This is a genomic window from Halalkaliarchaeum sp. AArc-GB (assembly GCF_031432225.1).
Classification (GTDB): Archaea; Halobacteriota; Halobacteria; order Halobacteriales; family Haloferacaceae; genus Halalkaliarchaeum.
The window spans coordinates 12,745-38,320 of the sequence record NZ_JAVKGM010000021.1; the positions used below are offsets into that span (position 1 = coordinate 12,745).

Sequence of the window (25,576 nt, forward strand, 5' to 3'; positions counted from 1 at the left end):
AAATATGGATAGTAAATATTATCATCCGGCATCTCATACGGGCAGATACAGATGAGCGTTACCGAAGCGGTCTCGCCGGAAGAAGACGACAGAGATCGGTGGCAGGACGTCCGCGATCTCCCACCGAGCGCGAAACTCGTCGCGAAAGTACTCGACTACAACGGCACTCTCACGCAGAGCCAGCTAGCTGATGAGACGCTGTTGCCACCCCGCACGGTGCGATACGCTCTCTCACGGCTCGAAGAGGAGAACGTCGTCGAGTCCCGGTTTTCCTTTTCCGACGCACGCAAGCGGCTGTACTCGCTGCAGGTTTGATCCAGCGAAGCGGTGTGTTCGAAACCGGCTCGAAAGGTTGCCTTTATCAGCGTTCCGCCGCAACGACCGTCCATGCGTAACCCGACCCGCGAGACAGGAGCGTTGGACCTCGGCGTCGACGAGTCGTCCGTCTTCGGCCCGGAGCTCGGGGAGTTCTCCGACTCCGAGCGCCGGGCGGCCGAAATGGCCGAGGACAAGGAGCTGAAGACGGGGACGACTACGGTCGGTCTCCGAACCGACGAGGGAGTCGTCCTCGCGACGGACATGCGCGCGAGCCTGGGGCGGATGGTCTCCTCGAAGGACGTCCAGAAGGTCGAACAGATCCACCCTACTGCCGCGCTGACGATCGCCGGCGGCGTCTCCGCCGCACAGTCGCTGATCTCTACCCTCCGCGCCGAGACGAACCTCTATGAGGCCCGTCGTGGCAAGGACATGTCGATGCAGGCGCTGTCGACGCTCACCGGCAATCTCCTCCGTACCGGCGGCTTCCTCATCGTTCAGCCGATCCTGGGCGGCGTCGACGAGGACGGCCCCCACGTCTACAGCATCGACCCGCTCGGTTCGGTCATCGAAGAGGAGTACACCGTCACCGGCTCCGGGAGTCAGTTCGCACTCGGCGTACTCGAAGGGGAGTACAGCGACGACCTCTCACTGGAGGAGGCGAAAACAGTGGCCGCGAAGGCGATCAAAAGCGCCCTCGAGCGCGACACCGCCACCGGTAACGGCATCAACGTCGCCGTCGTCACCGAGGAGGGCGTCGAGATCTCCCGCCACAAAGAGATCGACGAGCTGCTCGAAGGCTAGTTCTCTCGATCCCTCGAAGGGGATCGCCAGGAGGAACTGACCCCGCTTCAACTCGGTACCGAAACCAGAGTCGATCGGCGGATCTGTGCACCCGTTCGGTCGTGCTCACCACCGAAGTCGGTCGGTTTTTCGGCGGCGAAATCCATCAGTTCCGCATGGACGATCCAATCGACACAGACCGGCTGGAGGAGTTCGTCGCCGAAAACCTCGACCGGTACGGCGAAACCCAGGGCGTGTTGCCCGATCGGCTCACCGAGTTCGGCGCACAGTACCGCGATCAGGGACATCTCACGCGCGAACAGCTGTACGAGATCGCCTACGAGTCGTCGACCCGGAGTGCACATCACGTCGAACGGAACCCGCCGGAACGCTGCCGGGAGGTGACCGAAAACGTCCGGCGGGTCGAGGGCGACTTCTCGACGATCCAGCTGCTGACTGGCCTTCACGGCTTCAAGGCGCCGACGGCCTCGTGTGTCCTCGCGGCTCTTTCTCCCGACCGCCACGCGGTTGTCGACACCAGGGTGTGGGCGTCGCTCGACCGGCTGGGGTATCTCGACGGCAGGAAGGAGTCGTTCGACGCCGCCGACTACGTCGAAATGATCGGACCGATCAGGGAGATTGCAGCGGAAACCGGCTACAGTGCAGCAGACGTCGGCTACGCCCTGTTCGCGTACGACGCGGAGGTCCGGGAGGGGACGCTTCACTGACGGGTTGCACCGACGAAACGGTTCAAAAGAAGACGTCGAACAGCCACAACACCAGCGGGAAGAACGTCCCCGACACCAGACTGAACAGCTGTCCGTTGTCGATGGGCCACACCGGCGCTTGCGAACGAACCCGCCAGCCGGAAGGGTCTCCCCCGAAGGATCCCCCCGTCTGTTCGGCGTAGTATCGCTCCCGCTCGCGGGCCATCCGGAGGTGCAGCTGCCAGAACGAGTAGTACAGCCACGCGCCGGCGGCGATCGCGTACAGGATCACCGGCAACACGAAGCTGCTGAACCAGAGAAACGACCCGAACGCCGGATCGAAGCCAGGCGCCATCTCCGCCCCCGACACGCGGGATCCCTGGACGTACAGCCGGTAGACGAGGTAGAAGCCGGCCAGGATCAAAAGGAGGTTCACGCGCGTGGCGAACTTGCCGAGATCGCGGTAGCCACCGTGTCCATCCGGATGATACGGGAGATACGTCAACGCCGGTTCCCGGTCGCCGTCCCGGTCGTCGTTCACGAGTTCGTAAAACCAGCCGATGAGTACCAGGAACTGGAAGAACACGGCCACGAGAAAGAGGTTCAACAGAACGTTTCCGACCAGCGTGACCGGGTAATCGAGGTTCTGTGGCCCGAGACCGAGCCACCACAGCACCGCGATCTGGGAGACGAACACCACCGAAAACAGGTACGCAGAGGGAATCTGAAGGTTCGTTCCCGGGATCGAAACCGCATGTGAGAGACGATCTGCCAGTTCGTGTTTTCGCTCTTCGTACGCTGTCTTGTTTCCGACGACCATCGTGTTTCCGAGCCGGTCGAACAGGTGTTCGGTCCGACGGAGACCGTCGTAAACGAGGAGCCCACCGAGCAGAAGCAACAGGAGATACCCGGAGGTGAAGACGATGTTCCTCGAGTAGGTCCCATCGTGGTCGAAGAGTACGAGCCAGATCGATACCGCGGTGCCAACCGCGAGGAACGCGAGCGTTCCGTACACGACACCGGCCTTGTACAGTTCTCGGACGGTCAGAAGCTCGACCCGGACGAGCAACCCGATCAACACACCCCAGAGGCCGATTGCCGCGGCTGCGATCAGCAGTTCTGCAGTCGAGAGCGTCGGCAGGAACGCGCTCACTCCCTGGACGCCGTCGGTCAGTTCCGCGCTGGTGAAAAAAAGCACCGTCACCGCGAGAACGATCATCGGGGTGTGTCGGAGTCCCGTTCTCGCGACGCCGGAGAGATACCGAATCTCGGGGTCGTGTTCCGACTCAGAATCGTCGGACACCCTGACGTCGTCCTCGGGAGTGAACGGGTAGAGGGCACAGTAGCGATGAAAGTGGAGGTCGTCGAACGGTAGTTCCCCGTCGTCGTCGCCGGGAACGTGGGTCGTTCCCGGTCGGGTCCACGCGCGTGTCGGCCCCCAGCCGTCGGGGTCAGCGTCGGCGTCGGCGGCGTCCCCCGCTTCATCGTCCGCGCGGTCCCCCGAACTGTCTGTTCCATCTCCCCCCGGAGCCGTCATCGTGAGAGCCGAGACACCGTGCCCTCAAAAGTATGGCGCCGAATACGACGCCCGTGCTGTCTCGGTTGTGAGGCCGACCTCCGATTCACAGCAATGCGTTCGTCTCCGCGTAGTGGGCGATGACGTAGCCGCCCAGAAACAGGATCCCGCCGACGTTCGTCAACAGGTGGTTCTCGGCACGAATATAAAAGACGCCGACGACCATTCCCGCAACGAGGGTCGCCACGCCGAGGACGACGCCGATCTGTCGCCACCTCGTTTCGGGAATGACGTTTTCGCTCGCGTCCCTGATCTCGGTGTCGCCGTCACCGTCGCCGCCGTCACCGTCGCCGCCGTCCGGAAGCGTACCGTCGGACGTCGCCGGGTCCACGAACCGGCCCGTCGACGCCCGGTGGGCACACAGGTAGCCCACCCAGGCGACGAAGGCGGCAAGGAACACTCTGCCGGTAAGCCCCTGGTACGCCCAGATGAACCCCGACGAGAGCGCAATGGAGGTCGCCGCGAGGCCCGCGAAAAACCCGATCCACTGCCGGTCGGACAGTTCCGGGAGGACGAACGGATCCGCCGCCCCCGTCGAGATCCGCTGGGACTGCTGTGTCATCTCGATACCCCCCGACACGTCGTCCCGACGCTTCCGTTCGACATCACAACAGCCTCCCGTTCATGCCGAAGTGTGCACACATGTATCCGCCGATGCTCGTAAGGCCGGCGATCACCGCGCTTCGAACCGCCGGTTCGATGATCGTCTGGGAAAACAGCGTCACCCCGTAGGCGATCCCGACCGCGCCGAAAAGAAGTGCGACGAACTGCACGGCCCCCTTCGCGGTCGCGAATCCGGCAACCGTAGCTTGGACGGCATCGCCAACCGTCCGCTCTGGCCAGCGGTACACGCCGAACTGGGACGCGCGGTAGCCGACGAAAAACAGGGCGAACCCGAACGCGACGAGCGCCACCCGCCCCTCGAACGCGAAGATCCCTGCCGTTCCGGCGCCGACCGTGATTATCAGCGTCCCGATGACGAGCCAGACGTACTCGTTCCACGGCCGTTCCGACAGCACGGGTACTCCCCCTGGAAGACGTCGATCGATCACTATCGAGTAAATCGAACGACTGCTCTTGAACGTTTCGTCGTTCGACAGTGTACAGACGAGAGATCGCAACAACCGTGCGGGCGACGTCGAGTTCAGAAGAACTCGCGGAGACACACGGATCTCGGTGGGAACGCGATCCCCAACGGATCTTCGACCTCGGACCGATGGATCACACAGCTGCCGAACCGCTCTGCATCCCCGAGGGAGACGCTTCCGACGTACAGCCGCGACAGCGTGGAAACGTCCATCTCGACGTCCGCCGGTCCGGCCACAGCAGAGGGGTCGGCGTGGCCGTCGTCGATGGCGTCAATGGCGCGGACGGACGCAGTGTCCTCGGCAAGATCGATCGCGAAGGCCCCGTCGTTTCGCTCCACGAGCGGATCCGAGATACCGAGCGTGAACTGAACGTCGAGTCCGGCCGGCCAGGGGTAGTCCCGCAGCGCAGACTGGACGTCCGCGAGTCTGATCATCGGCCCCACCGACACGGTGCAGTCGACCTCGCTCGGCTGCCTAACGCGGTCGAGCAGTTCGGTCTCCTCGGCGCGTGGAAGCTGTACGGTCGTCACTTGCGAGTCGTGATCCGCAAGGAATCCGAGCAGTCCTCGATAGGCGTCGTCGTCGGCGTGCGCGAGGTCGGTCACCCGGAGGGTTCGGTCACCTTCGTCGTTTCTTTCGACGGTGTACAGCACGTACCCCCGGAGCTCGCCGTTCCGTTCGTATCCGTACACGTATGGCTCCCCGCGGCCGCTCCAGGCCGACAGCGTTCGGTCGCGCCACCAGCGCTCAGACCGGCGCAGCGACAGGGCGGTGCCGGTGCCGAACGCGACCTCGACCGATCGGAGCCGCGTCCAGTCGTCGGCGCCGAGCCGGCGGACAGTTCCCTCCCTCCCGCTTTCGAACGCGAGCTGTTCGGGCGGTAGCTCGTAAGTCGTGTATTTGTTCGCGATCCCCCAGCCGTGGTTCCGATAGAACGGGACTGAAAAGGGCCACAGCGTCACGGCGTCGACGTCCGCCTCGCGGTACTCCCGCAGCACCGATCGCAACAACTGGCGCACGTACCCTTGCCGGCGGTGTTCTGGAGGGGTGGCGACGCCGCCCAACCCGCCGATCGTCCCGAACCCGTCGTGGAGGTAGGCGTCCAGGTAGTACAGTTTACAGACGCTGACGAGCGTGTCGCCGTCGAACAACCCCCAGGGCTCGTACAGGTCGGGTGGCCAGTCCTCGGAATCGGAGGTGCCGTCGGAACGTTCGACGTCGTCGCCACTGGCGGGCCCGGATTCGATTTCGAAGGCGTGGCTGAGGATCGCCTCGTACTCGCGTGCCCGCGCTTCCGGAACGCGACGAAATTCGACCATGCGTTAGCGTCTGTCGACGGCGCCAAGAAGTTACCCCCACTGTCGCCAGGAGGGACGAACGACGTTCCTCTGGCACCGACGAACGACCTACCCCTGGCACCGACGAACGACAACGCCTTTTACCGCGAGGGGCGCACGACCGATATGTTACTGACCGTCTCCGGTCCGCCGGGCAGCGGCAAGAGCACGACCGCCGCCGCCCTGGCGGACGCGTTCGACCTCGAACACGTCTCCGGAGGGGACATCTTCCGGGAGATGGCCGCCGAACGGGGGATGACTCCCGTGGAGTTCAACGAACACGCCGAGGACGACGATACGATCGACAGGGAGCTGGACCGCCGACTCAGATCGATCGCGATCGAACGAGACGACGTCCTGCTGGAGTCGCGGCTCGCCGGCTGGCTCGCCGGCGAACACGCCGACCTGAAGGTGTGGCTCGATGCACCCCTGTCGGTTCGGGCCGAGCGGATCGCCGACCGCGAGGAGAAAGCCGTCGATCTCGCCCGGCAGGAGACCGCCCGCAGGGAAAAAAGCGAGGCGAAACGCTACGCAGAGTATTACAACATCGACATCCACGACCTCACCATCTACGACATCGCGTACAACACCGCGCGGTGGAGCCCGGAGGGGGTTCTGGGCATGTTGACGACGGCCATCGACTCGTACGATCCAGACAGCGACGAGGGGAAGGCCCCGGTCGAGAACGTCGTCTACGACTTTTGAGGGAAGAACAATGCACGACGAGGACGCCACCGCCGACGAAACGAGAGCCGGAGACGGGATCCTCCGGTCGCCACCGGAACAACGGAGCCTTCCGGAGCTGCTCCGGTTCGGCGTCGTCAACCTGGATAAACCACCCGGGCCGTCGGCCCACCAGGTCGCCGCCTGGGTTCGGGATCTCGCCGACGACGCGGTCGGCGACCTGACGACGGCTGCCGACGATGTCGGCGACGGAAGAGCAGGCAGGATCTCGGAGGCCGCACACGCCGGCACTCTCGATCCGAAAGTGACCGGCTGTCTCCCGGTGTTGACCGGCGAGGCAACCCGCCTCGCGCAGGCGTTCCTCGAGGGAGGAAAAGAGTACGTCGCCGTGCTGGAACTCCACCGGCCGGCGCCGGCGGACCTCGAAGGAATCGTCGCCTCCTTCGAGGCGCCGCTGTACCAGAAACCCCCGCGGAAAAGCGCCGTCGCCCGCCGCCTGCGTGTTCGAGAAGTGTACGAACTGGAAGTACTCGAAACTCGAGAACGCCGTGCCCTCCTCCGGATCCGGTGTGAGTCGGGGACGTACATTCGGAAGCTGTGTCACGACCTCGGGCTCGCGCTGGGCACCGGCGCGCACATGGGCGACCTCCGCCGGACCGCAACCACCCCGTTCGACGACGCCTCACTGATCACCCTCCACGACCTCGTGGACGCACTGGAGTGGGCAAAAGAGGGTCACACAGAACAGCTCCGAACCGTCGTTCAGCCGGCCGAACGAGCGATCTCGCATCTCCCGACCGTGACGATCGCCGAATCCGCCGCCAGGGAGGTCGCCAACGGCGCACCGGTGTACGCACCGGGGGTGATCTCCGCGGACGAGGAGATATACGCGGCCCTGGACGCCGGTCCCGACGACGCACCTCTCGTGGCGTGTTTCACGCCGGAAGGGACCGCAGTGTGTCTCGGCCGTCCTGTCGGCGACCCCGACGCGGAGCAGGGAACAGTCGTCGATCTCGAGCGCGTGCTCGTGTGAACCGCCTCGGTTCGCTCCGGACGGTGACTGCGTATCGCACAGGTTTTTGGTCGACACGGGCGAGTCCCACGTATGGCCAAACAGCCGCACCTGCTCGTCGAGGAGGGCGACGTAACCGACCTCGCCATCATTCCCGGCGATCCGGGGCGCGTCGATCGGATCGCAAGACAGTGTGAAAACGTCGAAGAGATCTCACAGAATCGGGAGTACAAGGTCGTCAACGCCACCTACGAGGGCCGTCCGGTGACGATCTGTTCGACCGGGATCGGCTGTCCCTCCGCCGCCATCGCCCTCGAGGAACTCTCCAGGGTCGGCGTCGAGACGTTCCTTCGGTGTGGCACCACGGGCGCCCTCCAGGAGGGCATCGAAATCGGCGACATGGTGGTCGCCACCGGCGCCGCCAAGGAGGAGGGCACCAGCAAGCGCTACGAGTCGGCGGTGTATCCGGCAGTACCCGATTACGACGCGCTCACGGCGCTGGTCGACGCGGCGGAGGCGAACGACGAAGACGTCCACGTCGGGCCGATCGTCTCCGACGACGCCTTCTACAACGAGTCCGACGACTTCGTCGACGATTGGGAGAACGCCGGCCTGCTCGCGATCGAGATGGAAGCGGCGGCAGTGTTCTCTCTCGCCCGCAGGAAGGGACTCGCTGCGGGCGCGATCTGCACCGTCGACGGCAACCTCGTCGAGGGGACTCAAAAGGGAGCGACTGACGGCGAGGAGCTCCCCGAAAAGGCCAAGGACAACGTCGAACGTGCGATCCGGCTCACGCTCGAGGCCGCGACCGAGTTGTGACTATTCAGAACTGTCCGGTTCGACAGAGTCACCGAGAATATCGGCGACCAGTCGTTCCGTGTCGTCGGTGCCGAGCGCCGACTCCACGAGGAGATGACCGCCGATTGCGGCGGGGCTCAACACCTCGTCCGCGCCGGCCCGGCGGAGTTTGTCGACGTTCTCCCGCTGTGTCGCCGCAGCGACGATCCGCACCTCTGGGTTGAGCTGCCGGGCGGTGAGGATCGCGAGCGCGTCCTCGGCGTCGTTGTTCGTCGCCACCAACACAGCCCTGGCGGTCCCGATCCGTACCTGCTGTAGCGGCTCCTCGTCGCTCGGATCCGCGGTCAACACCGAGATATCCCGTGCGGAGAGTTGCCGGGTGCGGTTCTCTTCGGGCGTAACGACGACGAACTCGATGTCGTCCGCGTCGGCGAGTTCTTCGAGTATCGGTTCCGTCAGTTCCCCGTATCCGAGCACGAGGACGTGATCTTCCAGGAGTTCGAACTGTGTTTCTGTCATTCTTCCAAGTGCTTTCGAGAGTTGCGCTTCGATGGCGGGCGTAAGCAGGACACCGAGGGCGACTGCAAACGCCGAAACGTTCAAGATCAACACAGAGAGGCTGAACAGCCGGCTGATTTCCGTCGTCGCGTGGACGTCGCCATAGCCGACGGTGCTCGCGGTGACGACCGTGTAGTAGAACGCGTCGGTGATAGTGACGATTCCCTCGAACTCGTCGCGCAACGCATACGAGCCCAGTGTGCCGTACAGAAGCGCCGTCACGAGCGCCGTCGCCGCCGCAAGCTGGGTTGGCGAGGGAGTAAACGGCCGTCTGAACCGACGGCGGTTGTACACGAGTGCAGGGACAGCAAGCGCTGACAGTACAACAAGTGGATAGGCGAACGGCGACGTCTGTAACAGTCCCTGGGCGGCCGTCACCGGGAGCAACACGATCGTCGCGTACCAGCCGAGCCGGTAGCCGCGGGCGAGGGCAAACGCTCCCAGCAGCATCACGAAGCCGGTAATGGTGCCGGTAAAGCCGACCGTCTGGCGGACGATCGGGGGCACGTACTCCACGAGGGGCCCATCGACGCCGCCGGTAGCGATGTGAACGAGCCCAACGACGATCGACAGCACCCCCACGAGGAACGTGAGCAGTACTGCCGCACGCACCGACAGCCACTCGCGGCTCCACTCCATATCCGGGTTCTCGGCAGGTAATCCTATAAAGAGGTGTGCTTCCGTATCGATCCGGAACCAGTCACTTCGAGGAGCGGATGGCGCCACCATCGGCCTATCGTGTCACTCGGTCACAGGCAACGGTTGGGTTCAGTTACCATCGAACGATGAGCCGACAGATCTGAACGTTCATCAGTGACGACCGATTTGCTCCGGACGTGAACCTCCAATCAGTGTCCCGCCGACGCTTCGGTGCAAGCATCGCTGCCCTCAGTGTTGCCGGTCTCGCCGGCTGTACAGGCGACGAAAACGGTGATGGCGCCGGGGACGACGAGTTCGATCTCGATGATCCCGGCGACCTCACCGTCCAGCTCGAAAACGAGGACGGGGAACCGGTCTCGACGGGCGTGGTCGTCACGATCGAAAGCCTCGAGGAAAACTTCAGCGCCACCTTCCAGCACGACATTCAGGGCGGCGAACTCTCCGGGGCGAGCCTCATCTACGAAGGCGAGTACAGGATCACAGTTGAGAGCCTCGAAGACGAGTTCGAACCTGTCGAGGAAACCGTCACCCTCGAAGAGGACGAAGACGAGACGGTGACGATCGTGCTCGACGGCGCAACCGGCGACGAATAGCGCGGTCGACTCCGGTTTCGACGTCGATTTTATCCCTCCCACCGCGCATCCGACAGCGTGCGCTGGACTGCCTCCTCGCCGACGGCTTCGGCGAGTTTCTCGAATCCCTGTCGTGCGGCCCGATCACGGGCGTTCGCAACCAGCCGCGAGACGATGAACTCCGGGGTCGACTTGCCGATCGTTCCGAACTGGGGCTGGTAGTCCACCTCGAGTTCGAGGTCCGGCGTCAGTCCCCGGGCGAAGATTCCGTCGACGCGTGCGGCCTCGGGAAGTGGGCTGAGGTCGTCTGCGAGGTGAGTAACGTACACTCCGAGCGCGTCACGGGACACAGTGAGCTCGACCAGGCCGTTCAAAAGGTCCGCGGCCCGTCCGGGTTCGGTGATCGCCTCGAACTCGTCGACGAGCATCAGCGTGCGATCGTTGTCCGACAGCGGTGGGACGATGCTTTTGAGTGTCGACTCCAGCACGCCCGCGTTGAAGGATGCATGCCGGCGATGGAAGACGACGGTGTCGAAGCGCCCGACCGTCGCCTGCTCGGCCGGTACCGGGAGCCCCATGTCGGCAAGCAGCGTCACCTGACACAGCGTCTCCAGAAGCGTCGTCTTCCCGCCGGAGTTGGCACCGGTGAGGACGGCGACCCGATCCCCGGACGGCGGGGCCTCCGCGCCAGTTCCCCCGGACTCCCCGAGGTCGTGCGTCCCGATTGCGTACGTGACGGGTTGGACCTCACCCGAGAGAAAAAGGTTCCGTGCGTTCGAGACCGCAAGGACCGCCTCGTCGACCAGCGTCGGCTCTCGGAGGTCGTGTGCGGCCGCGAACCGCCCCAGCGAGAGCGCGAAGGCGATGTCATCGACCGCCGCGATCGCGGCGTCGACGTCCTCACCCGCCGCGGCTACGTCATCCTGCAGCGTTGCGGCGATTTCGCGTTCCCGTTCCGTGACGCGTTCGCGCTGGTGATCGACCAGTTCCCGGAGCGTCCGGCTCACGTAATCGGAGGCGTCGACAGCGTCATCGGGTGCGGCGGACCTGATTTCTCCTGTTGAAAGGCCCGTTTCGCTGGCGACGTATTCGACTACCCCGCTTTGAAACGCTTCCAGATCGCGCGCTCCTCGCTCGCGCACTGTCTCAATCACGTCGAACGCGGCGTTCTCCAGCTCCTCGACCGCATCCAATTCCTCCCGCAGCCGATCGAGGCGGTCGTCGGTTCCCGACTGCACCTCGAGCGATTCGGGATCGGCGTCGGCGATCGACGTCCCTGACGGGACAGAGTCGGACAGCCTGACGGCCCCGAGCGCGTCGGCGGCGTCGCCGAGTTTTCCTTCGTCGAGTTCGGCGAGCGCCTCGAACGTCCGCCCCTGGAAGCCGGCGTGCCGAAGCGAAAGCGCCGCACGGACGGCCGCCCGGTCGGTGGCGCCGGCGTCGTCGTAGGCGGAAAAGGCCTCCTCGACCCGGTTGCGGGCCGTCCCGTCCAGCCCGACCCAGGCGTCACGCGCCGCCGCGACGGTCTCGAGTCGGTCGCGCCGGGCGTCGGCGCTCGCAAGTGGCGTCATTACGCGGATCCGGTCGCCCGCCCGTTCGGTCAGGGCGTACGACGCTGCAAGCGACAGCAGGTCGTCGTAGACGTCCCGGGCGTCGGAGGTGCCGAACCGATCGACGTCGCCGTCGGCGTTCGCGCGCCGCAGGATCCGCACCACGCGCCCCCGGGGGAGCCCCGCGTCGACGAGGGCACCGATGTCCGCCGACTCGATCGCCTCGATGGCCCGTTCGGCACCCAGCTCCGCTTCGAGCCGCTCGCGCGTCTTCGGCCCGACGCCCCAGTAGGCTTCCAGTTGCATGTCCGGGGCGAGGAGCGGTTTCCCCTTATAAGATCGGTTGTCCCGTCGCGTGCCCGTCGGGTCACGTTGCTCAGCCGCACAGGTGGTACTCAGCCGCTCACGTTCGTCTCTCGCACGCGGATCCCCTTGCCCGCCAGGTGGCGGAGCTGCCGCCTGGCGAACTCCTCCTCGCGGGTCCCCCGGGTGGCGAGGACGAACACGAGCGCCGAGCCGGCCGGGCGCATCGTCCGGCCCGCCCGCTGGGCCCCCTGTCTGCGGGACCCGCCCAGCCCCGACGCCACGATCGCCACCTCGGCGTCCGGCAGGTCGATCCCCTCGTCGGCGATCCGGGAGACGACGAGCGTCCGTCGCTCCCCTTCGCGGAACTGCGAGAACAGTTGCTCGCGCCGGTAATGCGGCGTGTCGCCGCTGACGAACGGCACCGACAGCGCTTCGGCGATCCGCTCGCCCTGCTCGAGGTAGTCGACGAACACGAGCGCCTTCCGGTCGTCGTGTCTGGCGAGCAAGTACTCGACTTCGGCCAGTTTGGCAGGGTTTTGCGCGGCGAGCCGGTACCGCTCCCGGCCGTCAGCGCTCGTGTACTCGTTTCGCGCGGTGTCCTCGCGCCACGGGACGTACCGGATCTCGAGTTCGGGCTCCTGGACGAACCCTGCCTCGAACAGCGCGTCCCAGTCGGTGCCGATCGGCGGCCCGATCAGCGTGAAAATCTCCGCCTCGCTATCGTCCTCCCGGACCGGGGTCGCCGAGAGCCCGAGCCGGTGGACCGCCTGGAGGTCCGCGCTGCGGCGGTAGACGTCGCTGGGGACGTGGTGCACTTCGTCGTAGACGATCAATCCCCACTTGCGGGAGTCGAACAGTTGGCGATGTCTGTCCATTCCGGCGGTCTGGTAGGTCGCGATCGTGATCGGTCGGATCCGCTTTTCGCCGCCGTGGTACGCGCCGATCTGTTCGCGCGAGAGATCCGTGTGTGCCAGTAGCTCCTCCCGCCACTGTTCGGCGAGTTCGCGGGAGGGGACCAGGATTAACGTCTCCCCCTCGACTGCCGTGATCGTCGCGATCGCGGCGACGGTTTTCCCGCTGCCGGGCGGGCCGACGAACACCCCTGCCCGTTTTTCGAGGAACGACTCGACCCACGAGTGCTGGTACTCGCGCAGGTCAGTGGTGAGTTCGACGTCCAGCCCGTCGCCGGTCTCCAGTTCGCGGTCGTCGACCACCGGGTAGCCGGCGTCGTACAGCGTCCGCTTGATTCCGGCGATCCGGTCGGCGTTGACCCACGCTTCTGTGTCGGAAATCGGCGCCCGGATCGTATCCTCGTCGAGTTTCTCCGTGGCGACGTTGCCCATCAGACTCTCGGAGGCGGCCTCGAGCACGACGTACCCGTCCTCGTGGGTGTACAGCCGGAACTGGTGGGCCCGTTGCCACTGGTCGTTCATCCACGCTTCGAGGTGAGAATAGCGCCGCGGGAGCACGGATCGGACCGTCGACAGCAGTTGTTCGAACTCCTCGAACGGCGCGACCCAGACGTCCTCGGGTCGAACGCGGTACAGATAGCCGCGGGTTCCAGGCTCGGTTCCGGTCGTGTCCACGAGATGGGCGAACTGCGACAGTTGCGCCCGGGTGTACTGGGTGGGCTGATCGACGACGATCTCCCTCCGTGTCGGAAAGACGACAACCCGCTCCCGGCGCGCCAGCTTGCGCCACTCCGTGGGGTAGTAAACCACCGGATCGGTCTCGACGTCGACCCGTTCGATCTCTCCCCGCGTTGCAAGGTCGTCCAGCGCGTCCCGGGCCTGTGCCTGGGTGCAGTCCAGTCGGCGGGCGGCCCGCTGGGCGGTCACTACGGGACGCTCTTCGCGCTCGACGACGTCGAGGAACCGAGAGAGCTGGAGTGGTGTGTCCTCAGCCTCGGTATCGGTGTCGGGGGCGTTCCCGTCGGCGTCGCTGTCGGAGATGTTCCCGTCGGCGTCGCTGTCGGGGGCGTTCCCGTCGGCGTCGCTGTCGGAGATGTTCCCGTCGGCGTCGCTGTCGGGGGCGTTCCCGTCGGCGTCGCTGTCGGGGGCGTTCCCGTCAGCGTCGCTGTCGGGGGCGTTCCCTTCGGCGGCCGGGTCGCCTCCGTCGGTCATCGGCGGCCGTATGGGGCCGAGCGGGATACGGGTTGCGACCGGCGGCCACACCGGGGCTGAACCACAGCCGAGAGCGAACGCTACTTAAAATATCCCCCCTACGGGGGAGACATGGACGTTGCGCTCGTGATTCTCGACGGCTGGGGGCTGGGCGATCACGACCGGCTCGACGCCGTGAAGGCGGCCGACACGCCGACCTTCGACGCCTGCGCCGACACCGGGGCGTACGGCACACTGGAGGTGTCGGGACGTCGGGTCGGCCTCCCCGACGGACAGATGGGAAACAGCGAGGTGGGACACCTCAACATCGGCGCCGGACGGGTGGTGAAACAGGCGTACACCCGGATCAACGACGCGATCGACGACGGAAGCTTCCGCGAGAACGAGGCGATCCGGGCTGCCCTCTCGGCAGCCGACGAGAATGACGGGTCGGTCCACCTGATGGGGCTCGTTTCGGACGGCGGCGTCCACTCGGATCTCCGGCACTTCGAAGCGCTCGTCGACCTCTGTGCAGACGCTGACGTTCCCGCCGTCACCCACGCGTTTACCGACGGACGCGACACCGACCCCAAGGGGGGTGCACAGTACCTGTCGAAACTCGAATCGACGATCGAGGACGCCGAGACCGGCCACGTCGCCACAGTCTCGGGGCGCTACTACGCGATGGACCGCGACGAGAACTGGGACCGAACGAAACGTGCCTACGACGCGATTGTCAACCGAACAGCAGATCACGAGGCAGCTTCGGCGGTCGAGGCGGTGGAGGCCTCCTACGACCGGGGAGACACAGACGAGTTCGTCGAGCCGACCCTCGTCCGTCCCGGGGCTCCGGATCACCGAACGGGAGACTGGCAGCTCGCGGACGGCGACGCGGTCGTCTTCGTCAACTTCCGGGGAGACAGGGCTCGACAACTCGTCCGGATGCTCTCGGACACGCGACCGGACTGGCCATTCGAGACGGAACCGCCGGAGACGACGGTCGTGACGATGACGGAGTACGATCGCACCTTCGAGTTCCCGGTGGCGTTCCCGCCCGAGGAGCCGACAGAGACCCTCGGGGAGGTGTTCGCGAACGCGGGCCGCACCCAGTTACGGATCGCCGAGTCCGAGAAGTACGCCCACGTGACGTACTTTCTCAACGGCGGGCGGGAGGTCGAGTTCGACGGCGAGATCCGCCGGATAATTGAAAGCCCAGACGTCCCCACCTACGACTCGCAGCCGGAGATGTCGGCCGCCGAAGTGACCGACGAGGCGATCGAGGTGATCGAGACGGACGATCCGGACCTGGTTGTGCTCAACTACGCGAATCCCGACATGGTCGGCCACACTGGTGACTTCGAGGCGGCCGTCCGGGCCGTCGAAGCCGTCGACGACGGGTTGGGACGCCTCCTTCCGGCGATCGACGCGGCGGGCGGGCACGCGATCGTCACCGCCGACCACGGGAACGCAGACGACATGGGAACGCCGGCCGATCCCCACACCGCACACACCAGCAATCCCGTACCGTTCGTGTATCTGTCGCCGACCGCAACGGGGAACGGCTCGCTCTCTGTAGATCGGGCAGGCGGCAGACGCGTCCGGGAGGGCGGCTCACTGTGTGACGTGGCGCCGACGATTCTCGAACTTGCCGGCCTTGACCGGCCTGCGGCGATGACTGGAACGTCGCTGTTGGAGTAGTCACCGATCGAACTCTCCAGTCCGCGAATACCACAGGTGTTCACCTACCTGTCGACGGAAACACGAATCCACGCCTTTTTATCACCTGCGAGTTATGGTTCCCATACCGACTCCCGCGGGACACTGGCCGGCGAGGTCGACGACGTCGTCGGACCAGAGCGGGGACCAGCGACCGACGTGTTGGAACGCGCCGGGGCCGTTGCCCCCACAGCGGGTACGACATTGGAGGAAACTATGGAAATCGAAATCGCAACAATCGGCGGATACGAAGAGGTCGGGCGCCAGATGACGGCGGTCCGTGCAGGCGAGGACGTCGTCGTCTTCGACATGGGCCTGAACCTCTCGCAGGTTCTGATCCACGACAACGTGGAGACAGAGCAGATGCACAGCCTCGATCTGATCGACATGGGCGCAATCCCGGACGACCGGGTGATGTCCGATCTCGAGGGGGACGTGAAGGCGATCGTTCCCACGCACGGCCACCTCGATCACATCGGCGCTATCTCGAAGCTGGCCCACCGGTACAACGCGCCGGTGGTCGCGACCCCGTTCACGATCGAACTGGTGAAACAACAGGTCAAAGGGGAAAGCAAGTTCAGCGTCGACAACGACCTGGTGAAGATGGACGCCGGCGGGACGATGTCGATCGGCTCGGAGTGCGAACTCGAGTTCGTCAACGTCACCCACTCGGTTATCGACGCGATCAACCCGGTGCTCCACACGCCGGAGGGCTCGATCGTCTACGGGCTCGACAAGCGTATCGACCATTCGCCAGTGATCGGCGACCCGATCGACATGGAGCGGTTCCGCGAGATCGGCCGGGAGGACAACGGCGTGCTCTGCTACATCGAAGACTGCACGAACGCCGGACAGAAGGGGCGGACTGCGAGCGAGTCGGTCGCCCGGACCCACCTGCGTGACACGCTCCAGTCCATCAAGGACTACGACGGCGGCATCGTGGCGACGACGTTCTCGAGCCACATTGCCCGGGTGAAGTCGCTCGTGGAGTTCGCCGAGGAGATCGGTCGCAAGCCGGTTCTGCTCGGTCGGTCGATGGAAAAGTACTCCGGGACCGCAGAACGGCTCGACTTCGTCGAATTCCCGGGCGACCTCGGGATGTACGGCCACCGCAAGAGCGTCGACCGGACGTTCAAGCGGATCATGAAGGAGGGCAAGGAGGACTTCCTGCCCGTCGTAACCGGCCACCAGGGCGAACCGCGTGCGATGCTCACCCGGATGGCCCGGGGCGAGACGCCCTACGAACTGGACGACGGCGACAAGGTCATCTTCTCGGCTCGGGTGATCCCGGAACCGACGAACGAAGGGCAGCGGTACCAGGCCGAACGCCTGCTGAAGATGCAGGGCGCCCGGATCTACGACGACATCCACGTCTCCGGGCACCTTCGAGAGGAGGGCCACTACCAGATGCTCGACGCCCTGCAGCCCCAGCAGGTCATCCCCGCTCACCAGGACCTCCAGGGTTTTGCACCCTACGTGGACCTGGCGGAGTCACAGGGGTACGCGGTCGGTCGTGACCTGCACGTGACCAGAAACGGGAACATGATCACACTGGTGGAATGACACAGACCGCCGAGGAACGCGTTCTGGAAGCGATCCGAAAGCGACGCGAGCTAGTGAACGGGTCGATCGACGAGGAGCTGCCGATCGGAAAGCCCGAACGGCTCTACGAGGCGTCCCGATACATCCTCGAGGCGGGAGGAAAACGCCTCCGTCCGACAGTGACGCTGCTTGCAGCGGAGTCACTGTCCGACGTGGAGCCGTTCTCACGGGAATACCGGTCGTTCCCGGTCCCCAGTTCCGACCGTGCGGGTCCGAGCGCAATCCAGGGAGTGGCTGCGGACGGTGCCGACCGGGTCGACGTCCTCCGTGCGGCCGTCGCGATCGAGATCATCCAGTCGTTCACGCTGATCCACGACGACATCATGGACGACGACGATCTCAGGCGGGGCGTTCCGGCGGTACACAAGCAGTACGACACCTCGACGGCGATCCTCGCGGGCGATACTCTCTACTCGAAGGCGTTCGAGCTGATGACCGACACCGGGGCGACGCCGAACAACGGGCTGGAGACGATGCGCCTGCTCGCGACCACCTGCACGAAAATCTGTGAGGGGCAGGCGCTGGACGTCGCCTTCGAGACGAGAACCGACATCCTTCCCGACGAGTATCTCGAGATGGTGGAGCTCAAGACGGCGGTGCTGTACGGGGCCGCCGCGTCGGCGCCGGCGGTGCTTTTCGGCGCGGACTCGGATGTCTCCGAGGCGCTGTACCGGTACGGAATCGACTCGGGGCGCGCCTTCCAGATCCAGGATGACGTCCTGGATCTCACCGTTCCCAGCGAGAAGCTCGGCAAACAGCGGGGGTCCGACCTCGTCGAGAACAAGGAGACACTCATTACGCTCCACGCCCGCCAACAGGGAATCGACGTCGACGATCTGATCGAGACGAACGACGTGGACGCGGTGACGGAATCGGAGATCGACGAGGCCGTCCAGGCTCTCGAGGGGGCTGGAAGCATCGACTGGGCGCGAGAGAAGGCCCGGGATCTCACCGAGCGGAGCAAAGATCACCTCTCGGTACTTCCGGACAACGACGCGCGCCGGCTCCTCGAGGAGCTGGCAGACTACCTCATCACCCGCGGATACTGAGACCGGTCCGGGGGAGTCTTCCGGCCCGATTCGAGTCTTCCGGCCCGGTTCAAAGCTCCGGCACGTTGAGGTGGAACCCCCCCTCGCGGGTTTCGACCAGACAGAGGTGGAAGCCGTTTTTCCGGGAGAGCTTCACGAAACTCGCCCGCTTGCTTCGACTGAGCAGCCCGCCGCCGGTCGCGTCCGCCACGGCGTCGAGCGCCCCCGGTTCGAAGAAACTCGCAGTAACCGACAGCGCAGACGCGAGCCCGTCGTGTTTTCCCGCGACGGTAACGGCATCCGACACCAGCGTGTCGACCATCGACTGGGTCGTCGGCTCCCGGGAGTCGTTCAGGTTCGCGACGAACAGCGGATCGCCCATTCGGTCCCGGAACACGACGTCGAACTCGAACGCCTCGTTTTCCCGCTGTCCGTCCGCGTCGGTGCTCGAGACGGCAACCGTGCCGTCGAACTCCACGCGATCGATCTCGGGGATCGCGTCGTACAGGTCGCGGAGCCGGTCGACGTTAGCCGTCTCGCGGATCTCGAACGGAAGCTGTTCGACGACCCATCGACAGAACGTGTACTCGACGGTGTCCCGGAGGAACTCGCGGTAGGGGGTCCCCTCGACGACGAGCCCGTCGTCCTCGAAGGTGGTGTGATGCTCCAGCTTGAGGTTCCCGGACAGTTCCTCCCGGGTCGCTTCCCCGGCGTGGACCGCATCGAGGGTCGGCTTGCCCTTCGACTCGTACCGGACGAACAGGTTGGTTCCGGAGATCGCCTCATCGGGCAGCATCGTCCTGTCGACCTCGGGGACCTTCCCGGGCGTCGCCGACAGCTCTTCACGGAGTCGTTCGATCTCGCTTTCCAGCTCCTCGACCCGGCTCTCGAGTTTTGAGGCCCGCTCTCGGAAGCGGTCTCGTTCGCCCGCGAGCTCTTCGCGCCGCTGTTCGAGCGCTTCTTTCCTGTTTCGTTCCTCCTGGAGTGCGGCCTCGAGCTCCTCGATCCGGCTCGCTAGTGCGTCCGTGGAGTCGTCGGTTCCCGGGGCGTCGGTGGTGTTGGACGCCGGCTCGGCAGCCCCGCCGGATCTCCGACCCGCCGTGTCACGGGACGGTTCGACCGCCTCCCGTTCGGACGAGTCGCGCCCCGAACGGCGTTCGATCGCGTTGCGACGACTCGAACGGTTGGTCGGGGTCCGTTCGGGCTTCGTTTCATCCCGCAGCCGGGCGGTTTCCTCGGGATCTAGCGCCGGAATCGTCTGTGCCTGACGCCAGGCAGCTTCCTCCGAAAAGACGCTATCGGCATCGTCCGCTCTCGCCGCACCCGATTCGGAGTTGGAAGAATCAACCACCGACTCGTCGGAACCGGCGTCGGAGGCGCCGTTTGCATCCCTCTCCTGTTCGCCGTCCTCTTCGCGCTCGGCTGGGGTGGATTCCGGATCGGGGCCGGTCTGTTCGACCGATTGGGTTCCACTGGATTCCGTTTTGTCGGGTTCGACCGCCGGATCTGCGTCCCGACCGACCGGCTCCGTGTCGGTCGCCGTACCGGCCGACGGCTCGTCTCCACCGGCGGACGGGTCGCCTTCCGTTGCTACGTCCCTGGTCGCCGACGCGTCGTCCGTCCGAGAATCTCCCGGCGGCGCGTCGTCCGTCGGCGCGTCCTGCTCCGCCGGCTCCGGAAGTTCGACGATGTCGAGATCGACGTCGTACACCTCGTAGATCCCCACCTCGTCGTCGGCGCGTTCGAACGCCTCCTCGCCGGTGTAAAGGGTTTCGTTGTTTCCGACGAAGGCGACTCCGGTCGACTTTCCACCGGAGTAGACGACGTAGTAATCCCCCGAGAGCACGTTCTCGGAGAGTTCGACGTACCCGGTGAATCCCCCCTCCGAGAGCGTCTCGTCGACGGTGGATATCGGCGTCTCCTCGGTGTAATACTGTGCCCTGGACTCTCCGCTGCTCTCCTGCATCGCGAAAAGCAGCGCGAGTGATGGGTCCGGCGCCTCGTAGGCGGTTCCGTCGGCCTCCTCGAACGTAGAGAGGTCGCCACCGTGGACGCCCACGATCCGTCCGTTGACGAGAATCGCCCACGCCGAACCGTCGGTAACCGCACCGGAAAAGCCGCGATCGACGAGCGAGCGCAGGCCGTCGTAGCCGCCCTCGAACGGTCGTGTCTCCCACTCGGTCATCCGCTCTGTCCGCTCGGGTTTCATTGGCCTTATTTCCCGAGAGCCGATGCAAATACTTTCCGGAGCGGTTCGCCACGTCGAACCGAGCTACTGGGGCACCGTCCAGGTGTCGGGCAGACGCGTATCCGAACCGCTTAACCGAACCCCGCCTCATGGGTGAACTGATGCGCCTGCTCGTGGTCGGTGCGGGAGAGATGGGTCGGTGGATCGCCGACGCTGTCGCGGCGTCCCCGGACGTCTTCGACGGAGACGTTTCGGTGACTTTCGCGGACGCCGACCGGGACGTGGCCGAAGACGCCGCCGCCAGCCGCGAGGCAGCGGTGTATTCGACGGACGCCGAACCGGGGTCGAAGGAACAGTTCGACGCAGTCTGTCTCGCCGTGCCGATCCCGGCTGTCGAACCGGCGATCGTCGAGTGGGCACCGGCTGTCGACGGCGCCCTGTTCGACGTCGCCGGAACGATGGAACAGCCGCTTGCCGCGATGCGGTCGGCGGCGGCCGACCCCGAAAAGTCCGTCCGCGAGTACGGCAGCTTTCATCCGCTTTTTGCACCGCCTCGGACTCCCGGTAGCGTCGCGTTCGCCCCCGGCGAAGACGGACCGTTGCTTTCGGCCGTTCGCAAAGCGATCCGTGCGGGCGGAAACGAGGTGTTCGAGACGACCGCAGCCGAACACGACGCAGCGATGGAGACCGTGCAGGCGAGCGCCCACGCGGCCATCCTCGCGTACGGGCTCGTCGCCGCCGATACCGACGTCCGAGAGGAGTTTCACACCCCGGTGTCCCGCCGGCTCGAGGGGCTCGTAGAGACGGTCACCGAGGGATCGCCGGACGTGTACGCCGACATCCAGCGTTCGTTCGACGGGGCCGAATCGGTCGCCGAGGCCGCCCGACGGATCGCCGACGCGAGGGGAGATCGGGAGGCGTTCCGGAAGCTGTATCGCGAGGCTGGAACCGACCGCCGGAGAGACAGACACGAGTGATGATCGACAGAGACGCCGTTTTGGACAACGCGAAGTATCTCCGGCACGTCCGTCCGATCGATCCGGACGAGCTGGTCGATTACCTCGAGGGGAACGCTCATCCAGGCGTAGTCAGGCGAATCCTCCGCGAGGAGGCGTTCGACCTGGGGCTGTTCGAGCGCGCGGACGGCACGTTCGTTCCCGTCGACGGCGGGACAGTCCGGCCCGCAGGGTGGCATCCCGAGTCGTTCCCGGAGCCGTACGCGTTCGCCCTCGAGGAGTTGCTCGTCGACCAGTACGGCCCGAACTGGCACACCGGAGAATCCGGCGATCGCCTCCGGACGACCATCGACCGCCTGAAAGCCGACTACTTCCACGGTAACGACGTCACCTACGACGAGGACGCCGCGTTCGGCTACGCGATATACCACCTCCCGGACTACTACGCGGTGATGGGGTACGTACTGGAGGAGCTCGCAGAGCCCGGACAGCTCCCCCGGAGCCTGCGGGTGCTCGACGTCGGCGCGGGCACCGGCGGCCCGGCGCTGGGACTCTGTGACTACCTGTTCGGCCGTCCGGACGACGACTCGGAAGCGGAAACGACAGACAGTCCGGACGCCACGGGCCCGATCGTCGATTATCACGCCGTCGAGCCGAGCGCCAACGCCGAGATCCTCGAAGCCCTCCTGGAGGAGACCGATCGCAACTTCAGAACCGAGATCCACCGCGAGCGGATCGAACAGGTCGATCCGGCGGCGCTCGCCCCCGAAGTCGACTCTGGAGGATGGGACCTCGTCGTCTTCGGCAACGTCCTCTCGGAACTCGAAGCGCCACGCCGGGAACTCGAACGGGGCCTCGACGCCCTGGCGAACTCCGGGTCGCTCGTGGCGCTCGCACCGGCCGACCTGGAAACCTCGACGGGCCTCAGAGACGTCGAACGTGCTGTCGCGAGTCAGAGGAACGACGTCACTGTCTTCGCTCCGGAGTTGCGGCTGTGGCCCGGGGCGGAGCCGTCCGATCGCGGGTGGTCGTTTGCAGTCGGATCCGACCTCGCGGTGCCGTCGTTCCAGCGACTGCTCGACGAGGCTGCTCCGCGCGGCCCCGAGGACGAGCCGGGGCGATACGTAAACGTCGACGTGCAGTACTCGTACTCGGTTCTCCGCCGGGACGGTCGGCGGCGGTTCCCGATCCGTGCGAACCCGAACCGACACGCCCGGATGGCCGAAAGCGACCGACACGTGACCCGGCGAATCGATCTGCTCGCGGTGAAACTGAGCGAGAACCTCGCCGACGGGGACGCGAACCCGCTGTTCAGGATCGGCGACGGGAGCCAGACGCTCGATCACTATGCGGTGCTCACTCGCGAGTCCGGACTCAATCGGGCGCTCCGGGAGGCGCCGTACGGGTCGGTGCTCGAGTTTCAAAACACCCTACTGTTGTGGAACGACGACGAAGGCGCGTACAACCTCGTCGTCGACGGGGAAACGACGGTCGACATCGCGGCGGCGTGAGGCTCGCGTCGGTCATCCGCCGGCCGTCGGGACGCCCACCTCGGACTCCGGGGCGATCCGCCGGACCGCCCGCGCGGCGACCAGTGCGATCGCCACCTCGAGCCCGCCGACGAGTAGGAACGCCTCGATATAGCCGATCACGTCGGCGGTGATCCCACCGACGAGAAAGCCCGCGAGGAACCCCAGCGATCCGAACACGTTAAACCCGCCCATTGCGGCCCCACGCTCGTCGACGGCTGCGACGTCCGTGACGAGCGCGAGCGTCGCCGGGGAAACGAGGCCACCACAGATCCCGACGAAGACCATACCCAGCGCCGCAACCGTGTAGGTCGGCGACAGCCCGACGAACGCGATCGCGACGCCGTAGCCGATCGACCCGACCACCACCGGAAGGAACCGGCCGATCCGGTCGGAGAGAACGCCGAACGGGTACTGCAACAGCGCGAACGGGACGAAAAACAGCGCCAGCGTGAGCCCGGCACCGAACGCGTCGAGTTCGAAGACGTCCCGGAAGTAGTACACCCCGACGAGGGAGAAGAAGCCGGCGGTGAGCCGGTCGACGAAGCCGAAGGCGTACGGGACCGAAAGCTGCGGCCGGCTGGACAGCCCCGAAAGCACCTCGGCGACGGGGAGCGCGCCGCCCGAGGCGCGGTCCGGGACGGTCGCTGCAAGCACCGCCACGGCACCCAGGGCGACCGCACCGCCGTACACGGGCGCGAGGGGATCGATCGTCGCGAGCCGCCCACCGACGACGGCGCCCAGGCCCGCCCCCGCCCCGATGGCAATCCCGGCGGCGCCCATGTTCCGACCGTGTCCCCCCGAGAGGTCCATCAGCATCGTGATCGAAAGCGAAAAAGCGCCGATCGTGAGTGCGCCCCCGAGCACGCGGACAAACAGGACGCCACCGAATCCAACGCCGAGAGACGGAAGCGTCGCCAACAACAGGTACGCAGTCGCACCCCCCAAGGCGCCGGCGACGACGAGAGGAACACGTCGCCCGAGCGCGTCGCTGGCGGCGCCCCACACCGTCGCGAACGCGACGAACGCGGCGAACTCCGCGACGAGGAACCACATCCCGGCACGGATCCCCGGTGGTCCGCCCAGCGCCGCGATGACGTCCTCGACGCCCGGATAAAGGAGCACCTGGGAAACCAACACGCCCCACACGACGATTGCAAGCCTCGCGCGCTCGCCCGGAAGTCTTGCCGCTCCGACTACGTCGGCAGTGTCCACGGTATCTTCCTGTGATAGGGAGGGCTACATAAAGGGAGTTTCGTCGACGCCTCCGGACGGCCGTCGGTCGGACGACGGGCTGTCGCCGAACGGCCGGTTCAGATGCGCCCGACGTTCTCGACGGAGACGGATTCGACGTCGTCGACGCCCGAAAACGCCTCCTCGACGGCCTCGGTGCCGCCCGCGTCGTCGGGGACGATCACCGTCGGCAAAAGCGCGACCAGGCCGAACGCGACGTCGTCGCGCTCGAACCCCTGGATCTTCGCGCCCTCCGGCAGCGCGGCCTCGAGCCGCTCCTGGAGCGCGTCGAGGTCGATCTCCGGGCTCTGCGGCATCACCTTGAGTTTGGCTGCGACCTTTCCCATGTTCAGGGCCCCCTGAAGCCGCAGTCGGGACACTCATAGAGGTTGCTCTGTTTTCGACATTTCGCACAACGGCTAACTTCGGTTCCACAGACCGGACAGTCGAACGTGGCGGCGTTCTTGCCGGACACGCGGATGCCACAGGAAACGCAGTGTCGCGCTTCCCGTTGCTGACTCTGGCTCATACAGGTGTAAACCCGCGCGCTGCTTTTAACGGTTGTCTTTGGGAGCGACGGAGCGGTCCACCTGGACCCACCTTCCGGGACCCACGTTCGGGGATCGGCGACCCGTGGCCATAAATATGCGCAGCCCTGACTGGGTGTAACGCGAATGAGCCAGGTGAGGCGACGGATCGCCGAGTACGTGCGGTCGAATCCCGGCGTCCATTTCAGTGCCATCGTCCGAGAGCTGGATCTCGCAACCGGACAGACGCAGTACCACCTCCGGAAGCTCCTGCGCCGGGGAGAGGTCACCGCCGAGGAGCGCCACGGGAAGACCCACTACTTCGAGGACGGGTTCGACGAGTGGGAGCGGGCCGCGATCACGCTGCTTCGCAGGGAGACCGATCGGGCGATCGTCGCGCTCGTCCTCGAGTCGGGCGCGATCGCCCCGGACGCGATTACAGTGGAGTTGGACGTCGCCAGAAGCACCGTCGAGTGGCACCTCGATCGGCTAACCGAAGATCGCGTTCTCGAGAAACGGTACGACTCGAAGGGGCGAGTCACGGTTGTCGCCGTCAAGCCCGAAGCGACCCGAACGTTGCTGTCGACGCTCGATCCGAGCGTCGCAGAGCGGCTGGTCGACCGGTTCACGCGGCTGGTCGACGGTGCGGCCCCGCGGGAGGGATCGGGACCGCCGGAGTGAGTCGGAGAGATTGGCCGAGCAAAAGCGCGACGACAAGCGTTTAGCCGGGAGAGAACCAACCGAACGCC

24 protein-coding genes are annotated in these 25,576 nt (G+C 65.7%); 13 read left to right on the plus strand and 11 right to left on the minus strand.

Going from position 1 to position 25,576, the window contains the following annotated elements:
- Window positions 1-51 precede the first annotated feature (51 nt).
- The 3 genes from RH858_RS15350 to RH858_RS15360 all read left to right on the plus strand — a co-directional run bounded on the left by RH858_RS15350 (window position 52) and on the right by RH858_RS15360 (window position 1,826).
- A complete protein-coding gene (locus RH858_RS15350) occupies window positions 52-315 on the plus strand; it encodes a helix-turn-helix domain-containing protein (RefSeq protein ID WP_259535642.1) in 264 nt (87 codons plus the stop codon).
- 72 nt (window positions 316-387) lie between these two features.
- Window positions 388-1,119 (plus strand): archaeal proteasome endopeptidase complex subunit beta, encoded by a 732-nt coding sequence (gene psmB, locus RH858_RS15355; RefSeq protein ID WP_259535640.1) that lies wholly within the window; start codon window positions 388-390, stop codon window positions 1,117-1,119.
- 155 nt (window positions 1,120-1,274) lie between these two features.
- Window positions 1,275-1,826: a hypothetical protein gene (locus tag RH858_RS15360; protein WP_310562350.1), complete on the plus strand. Its 552-nt coding sequence runs from the start codon at window positions 1,275-1,277 to the stop codon at window positions 1,824-1,826.
- Between the two features lie 22 nt (window positions 1,827-1,848).
- Here RH858_RS15360 and RH858_RS15365 read toward each other — a convergent pair whose 3' ends face one another.
- From RH858_RS15365 to RH858_RS15380, 4 genes are all read right to left on the minus strand, one after another.
- On the minus strand, window positions 1,849-3,342 hold the full coding sequence (locus RH858_RS15365; protein WP_310562351.1) for a hypothetical protein: 1,494 nt from the start codon (window positions 3,340-3,342) through the stop codon (window positions 1,849-1,851).
- An 85-nt stretch (window positions 3,343-3,427) separates the two neighbouring features.
- Window positions 3,428-3,943: a hypothetical protein gene (locus tag RH858_RS15370; protein WP_310562352.1), complete on the minus strand. Its 516-nt coding sequence runs from the start codon at window positions 3,941-3,943 to the stop codon at window positions 3,428-3,430.
- Between the two features lie 43 nt (window positions 3,944-3,986).
- Entirely contained in the window at window positions 3,987-4,433 is a 447-nt protein-coding gene (locus tag RH858_RS15375; RefSeq protein WP_310562353.1) for a hypothetical protein, read from the minus strand.
- A gap of 92 nt (window positions 4,434-4,525) precedes the next feature.
- Window positions 4,526-5,788: a GNAT family N-acetyltransferase gene (locus RH858_RS15380; protein WP_259535630.1), complete on the minus strand. Its 1,263-nt coding sequence runs from the start codon at window positions 5,786-5,788 to the stop codon at window positions 4,526-4,528.
- Between the two features lie 144 nt (window positions 5,789-5,932).
- Between RH858_RS15380 and cmk the strand changes: the two genes are divergently transcribed.
- The 3 genes from cmk (at window position 5,933) to RH858_RS15395 (ending at window position 8,321) form a co-directional block, all read left to right on the plus strand.
- Window positions 5,933-6,511: a (d)CMP kinase gene (cmk, locus tag RH858_RS15385; protein ID WP_259535628.1), complete on the plus strand. Its 579-nt coding sequence runs from the start codon at window positions 5,933-5,935 to the stop codon at window positions 6,509-6,511.
- 58 nt (window positions 6,512-6,569) lie between these two features.
- Window positions 6,570-7,523 (plus strand): RNA-guided pseudouridylation complex pseudouridine synthase subunit Cbf5, encoded by a 954-nt coding sequence (locus RH858_RS15390; RefSeq protein ID WP_259536390.1) that lies wholly within the window; start codon window positions 6,570-6,572, stop codon window positions 7,521-7,523.
- Window positions 7,524-7,595: 72 nt separating this feature from the next.
- Window positions 7,596-8,321, plus strand: coding sequence for a nucleoside phosphorylase (locus RH858_RS15395; RefSeq protein WP_259535626.1), 726 nt, complete (start codon window positions 7,596-7,598; stop codon window positions 8,319-8,321).
- Here RH858_RS15395 and RH858_RS15400 read toward each other — a convergent pair whose 3' ends face one another.
- Complete coding sequence (locus RH858_RS15400; protein ID WP_310562354.1) at window positions 8,322-9,497, minus strand: NAD-binding protein; 1,176 nt, start codon at window positions 9,495-9,497, stop codon at window positions 8,322-8,324.
- Window positions 9,498-9,694: 197 nt separating this feature from the next.
- Here RH858_RS15400 and RH858_RS15405 point away from each other — a divergent pair, with 197 nt between their 5' ends.
- Window positions 9,695-10,111 carry a hypothetical protein gene (locus tag RH858_RS15405; RefSeq protein WP_310562355.1) on the plus strand — a complete coding sequence of 139 codons (417 nt, stop codon included), beginning with the start codon at window positions 9,695-9,697 and terminating at the stop codon, window positions 10,109-10,111.
- A 29-nt stretch (window positions 10,112-10,140) separates the two neighbouring features.
- Here the strand turns inward: RH858_RS15405 and RH858_RS15410 are convergent, their stop codons facing one another.
- Together RH858_RS15410 and RH858_RS15415 are read right to left on the minus strand one after the other, a co-directional pair.
- Window positions 10,141-11,946 carry a DNA mismatch repair protein gene (locus RH858_RS15410; RefSeq protein WP_259535621.1) on the minus strand — a complete coding sequence of 602 codons (1,806 nt, stop codon included), beginning with the start codon at window positions 11,944-11,946 and terminating at the stop codon, window positions 10,141-10,143.
- Window positions 11,947-12,035: 89 nt separating this feature from the next.
- The gene (locus RH858_RS15415; protein WP_310562356.1) at window positions 12,036-14,069 is read right to left on the minus strand and encodes a DEAD/DEAH box helicase family protein; all 2,034 of its coding nucleotides are present in this window, start codon (window positions 14,067-14,069) and stop codon (window positions 12,036-12,038) included.
- A gap of 111 nt (window positions 14,070-14,180) precedes the next feature.
- Between RH858_RS15415 and gpmI the strand changes: the two genes are divergently transcribed.
- The 3 genes from gpmI to RH858_RS15430 all read left to right on the plus strand — a co-directional run bounded on the left by gpmI (window position 14,181) and on the right by RH858_RS15430 (window position 18,415).
- A complete protein-coding gene (gpmI, locus tag RH858_RS15420; protein WP_259535617.1) occupies window positions 14,181-15,746 on the plus strand; it encodes a 2,3-bisphosphoglycerate-independent phosphoglycerate mutase in 1,566 nt (521 codons plus the stop codon).
- A 234-nt stretch (window positions 15,747-15,980) separates the two neighbouring features.
- Window positions 15,981-17,327 (plus strand): ribonuclease J, encoded by a 1,347-nt coding sequence (locus RH858_RS15425; protein ID WP_259535615.1) that lies wholly within the window; start codon window positions 15,981-15,983, stop codon window positions 17,325-17,327.
- Window positions 17,324-18,415 carry a polyprenyl synthetase family protein gene (locus tag RH858_RS15430; RefSeq protein WP_259535613.1) on the plus strand — a complete coding sequence of 364 codons (1,092 nt, stop codon included), beginning with the start codon at window positions 17,324-17,326 and terminating at the stop codon, window positions 18,413-18,415. The genes RH858_RS15425 and RH858_RS15430 overlap by 4 nt, the downstream gene beginning before the upstream one ends.
- Window positions 18,416-18,464: 49 nt before the next feature.
- Here the strand turns inward: RH858_RS15430 and RH858_RS15435 are convergent, their stop codons facing one another.
- The gene (locus tag RH858_RS15435) at window positions 18,465-20,603 is read right to left on the minus strand and encodes a hypothetical protein (RefSeq protein ID WP_310562357.1); all 2,139 of its coding nucleotides are present in this window, start codon (window positions 20,601-20,603) and stop codon (window positions 18,465-18,467) included.
- Between the two features lie 140 nt (window positions 20,604-20,743).
- On the opposite strand from RH858_RS15435, the gene RH858_RS15440 reads away from it, so the two are divergent.
- Both RH858_RS15440 and RH858_RS15445 read left to right on the plus strand, forming a co-directional pair.
- The gene (locus RH858_RS15440) at window positions 20,744-21,559 is read left to right on the plus strand and encodes a prephenate dehydrogenase/arogenate dehydrogenase family protein (RefSeq protein WP_259535609.1); all 816 of its coding nucleotides are present in this window, start codon (window positions 20,744-20,746) and stop codon (window positions 21,557-21,559) included.
- Window positions 21,559-23,049 (plus strand): class I SAM-dependent methyltransferase, encoded by a 1,491-nt coding sequence (locus tag RH858_RS15445; protein WP_310562358.1) that lies wholly within the window; start codon window positions 21,559-21,561, stop codon window positions 23,047-23,049. The genes RH858_RS15440 and RH858_RS15445 overlap by 1 nt, the downstream gene beginning before the upstream one ends.
- A gap of 12 nt (window positions 23,050-23,061) precedes the next feature.
- Here the strand turns inward: RH858_RS15445 and RH858_RS15450 are convergent, their stop codons facing one another.
- From RH858_RS15450 to RH858_RS15460, 3 genes are all read right to left on the minus strand, one after another.
- The gene (locus tag RH858_RS15450) at window positions 23,062-24,282 is read right to left on the minus strand and encodes an MFS transporter (protein ID WP_310562359.1); all 1,221 of its coding nucleotides are present in this window, start codon (window positions 24,280-24,282) and stop codon (window positions 23,062-23,064) included.
- Window positions 24,283-24,380: 98 nt separating this feature from the next.
- The gene (locus tag RH858_RS15455) at window positions 24,381-24,647 is read right to left on the minus strand and encodes an elongation factor 1-beta (RefSeq protein WP_259535603.1); all 267 of its coding nucleotides are present in this window, start codon (window positions 24,645-24,647) and stop codon (window positions 24,381-24,383) included.
- A 2-nt stretch (window positions 24,648-24,649) separates the two neighbouring features.
- Window positions 24,650-24,829, minus strand: a complete 180-nt coding sequence (locus tag RH858_RS15460; RefSeq protein WP_259535601.1) for an HVO_2753 family zinc finger protein — start codon at window positions 24,827-24,829, stop codon at window positions 24,650-24,652.
- A gap of 145 nt (window positions 24,830-24,974) precedes the next feature.
- Between RH858_RS15460 and RH858_RS15465 the strand changes: the two genes are divergently transcribed.
- Window positions 24,975-25,508, plus strand: coding sequence for an ArsR family transcriptional regulator (locus RH858_RS15465; protein WP_259535600.1), 534 nt, complete (start codon window positions 24,975-24,977; stop codon window positions 25,506-25,508).
- Window positions 25,509-25,576: the final 68 nt, after the last annotated feature.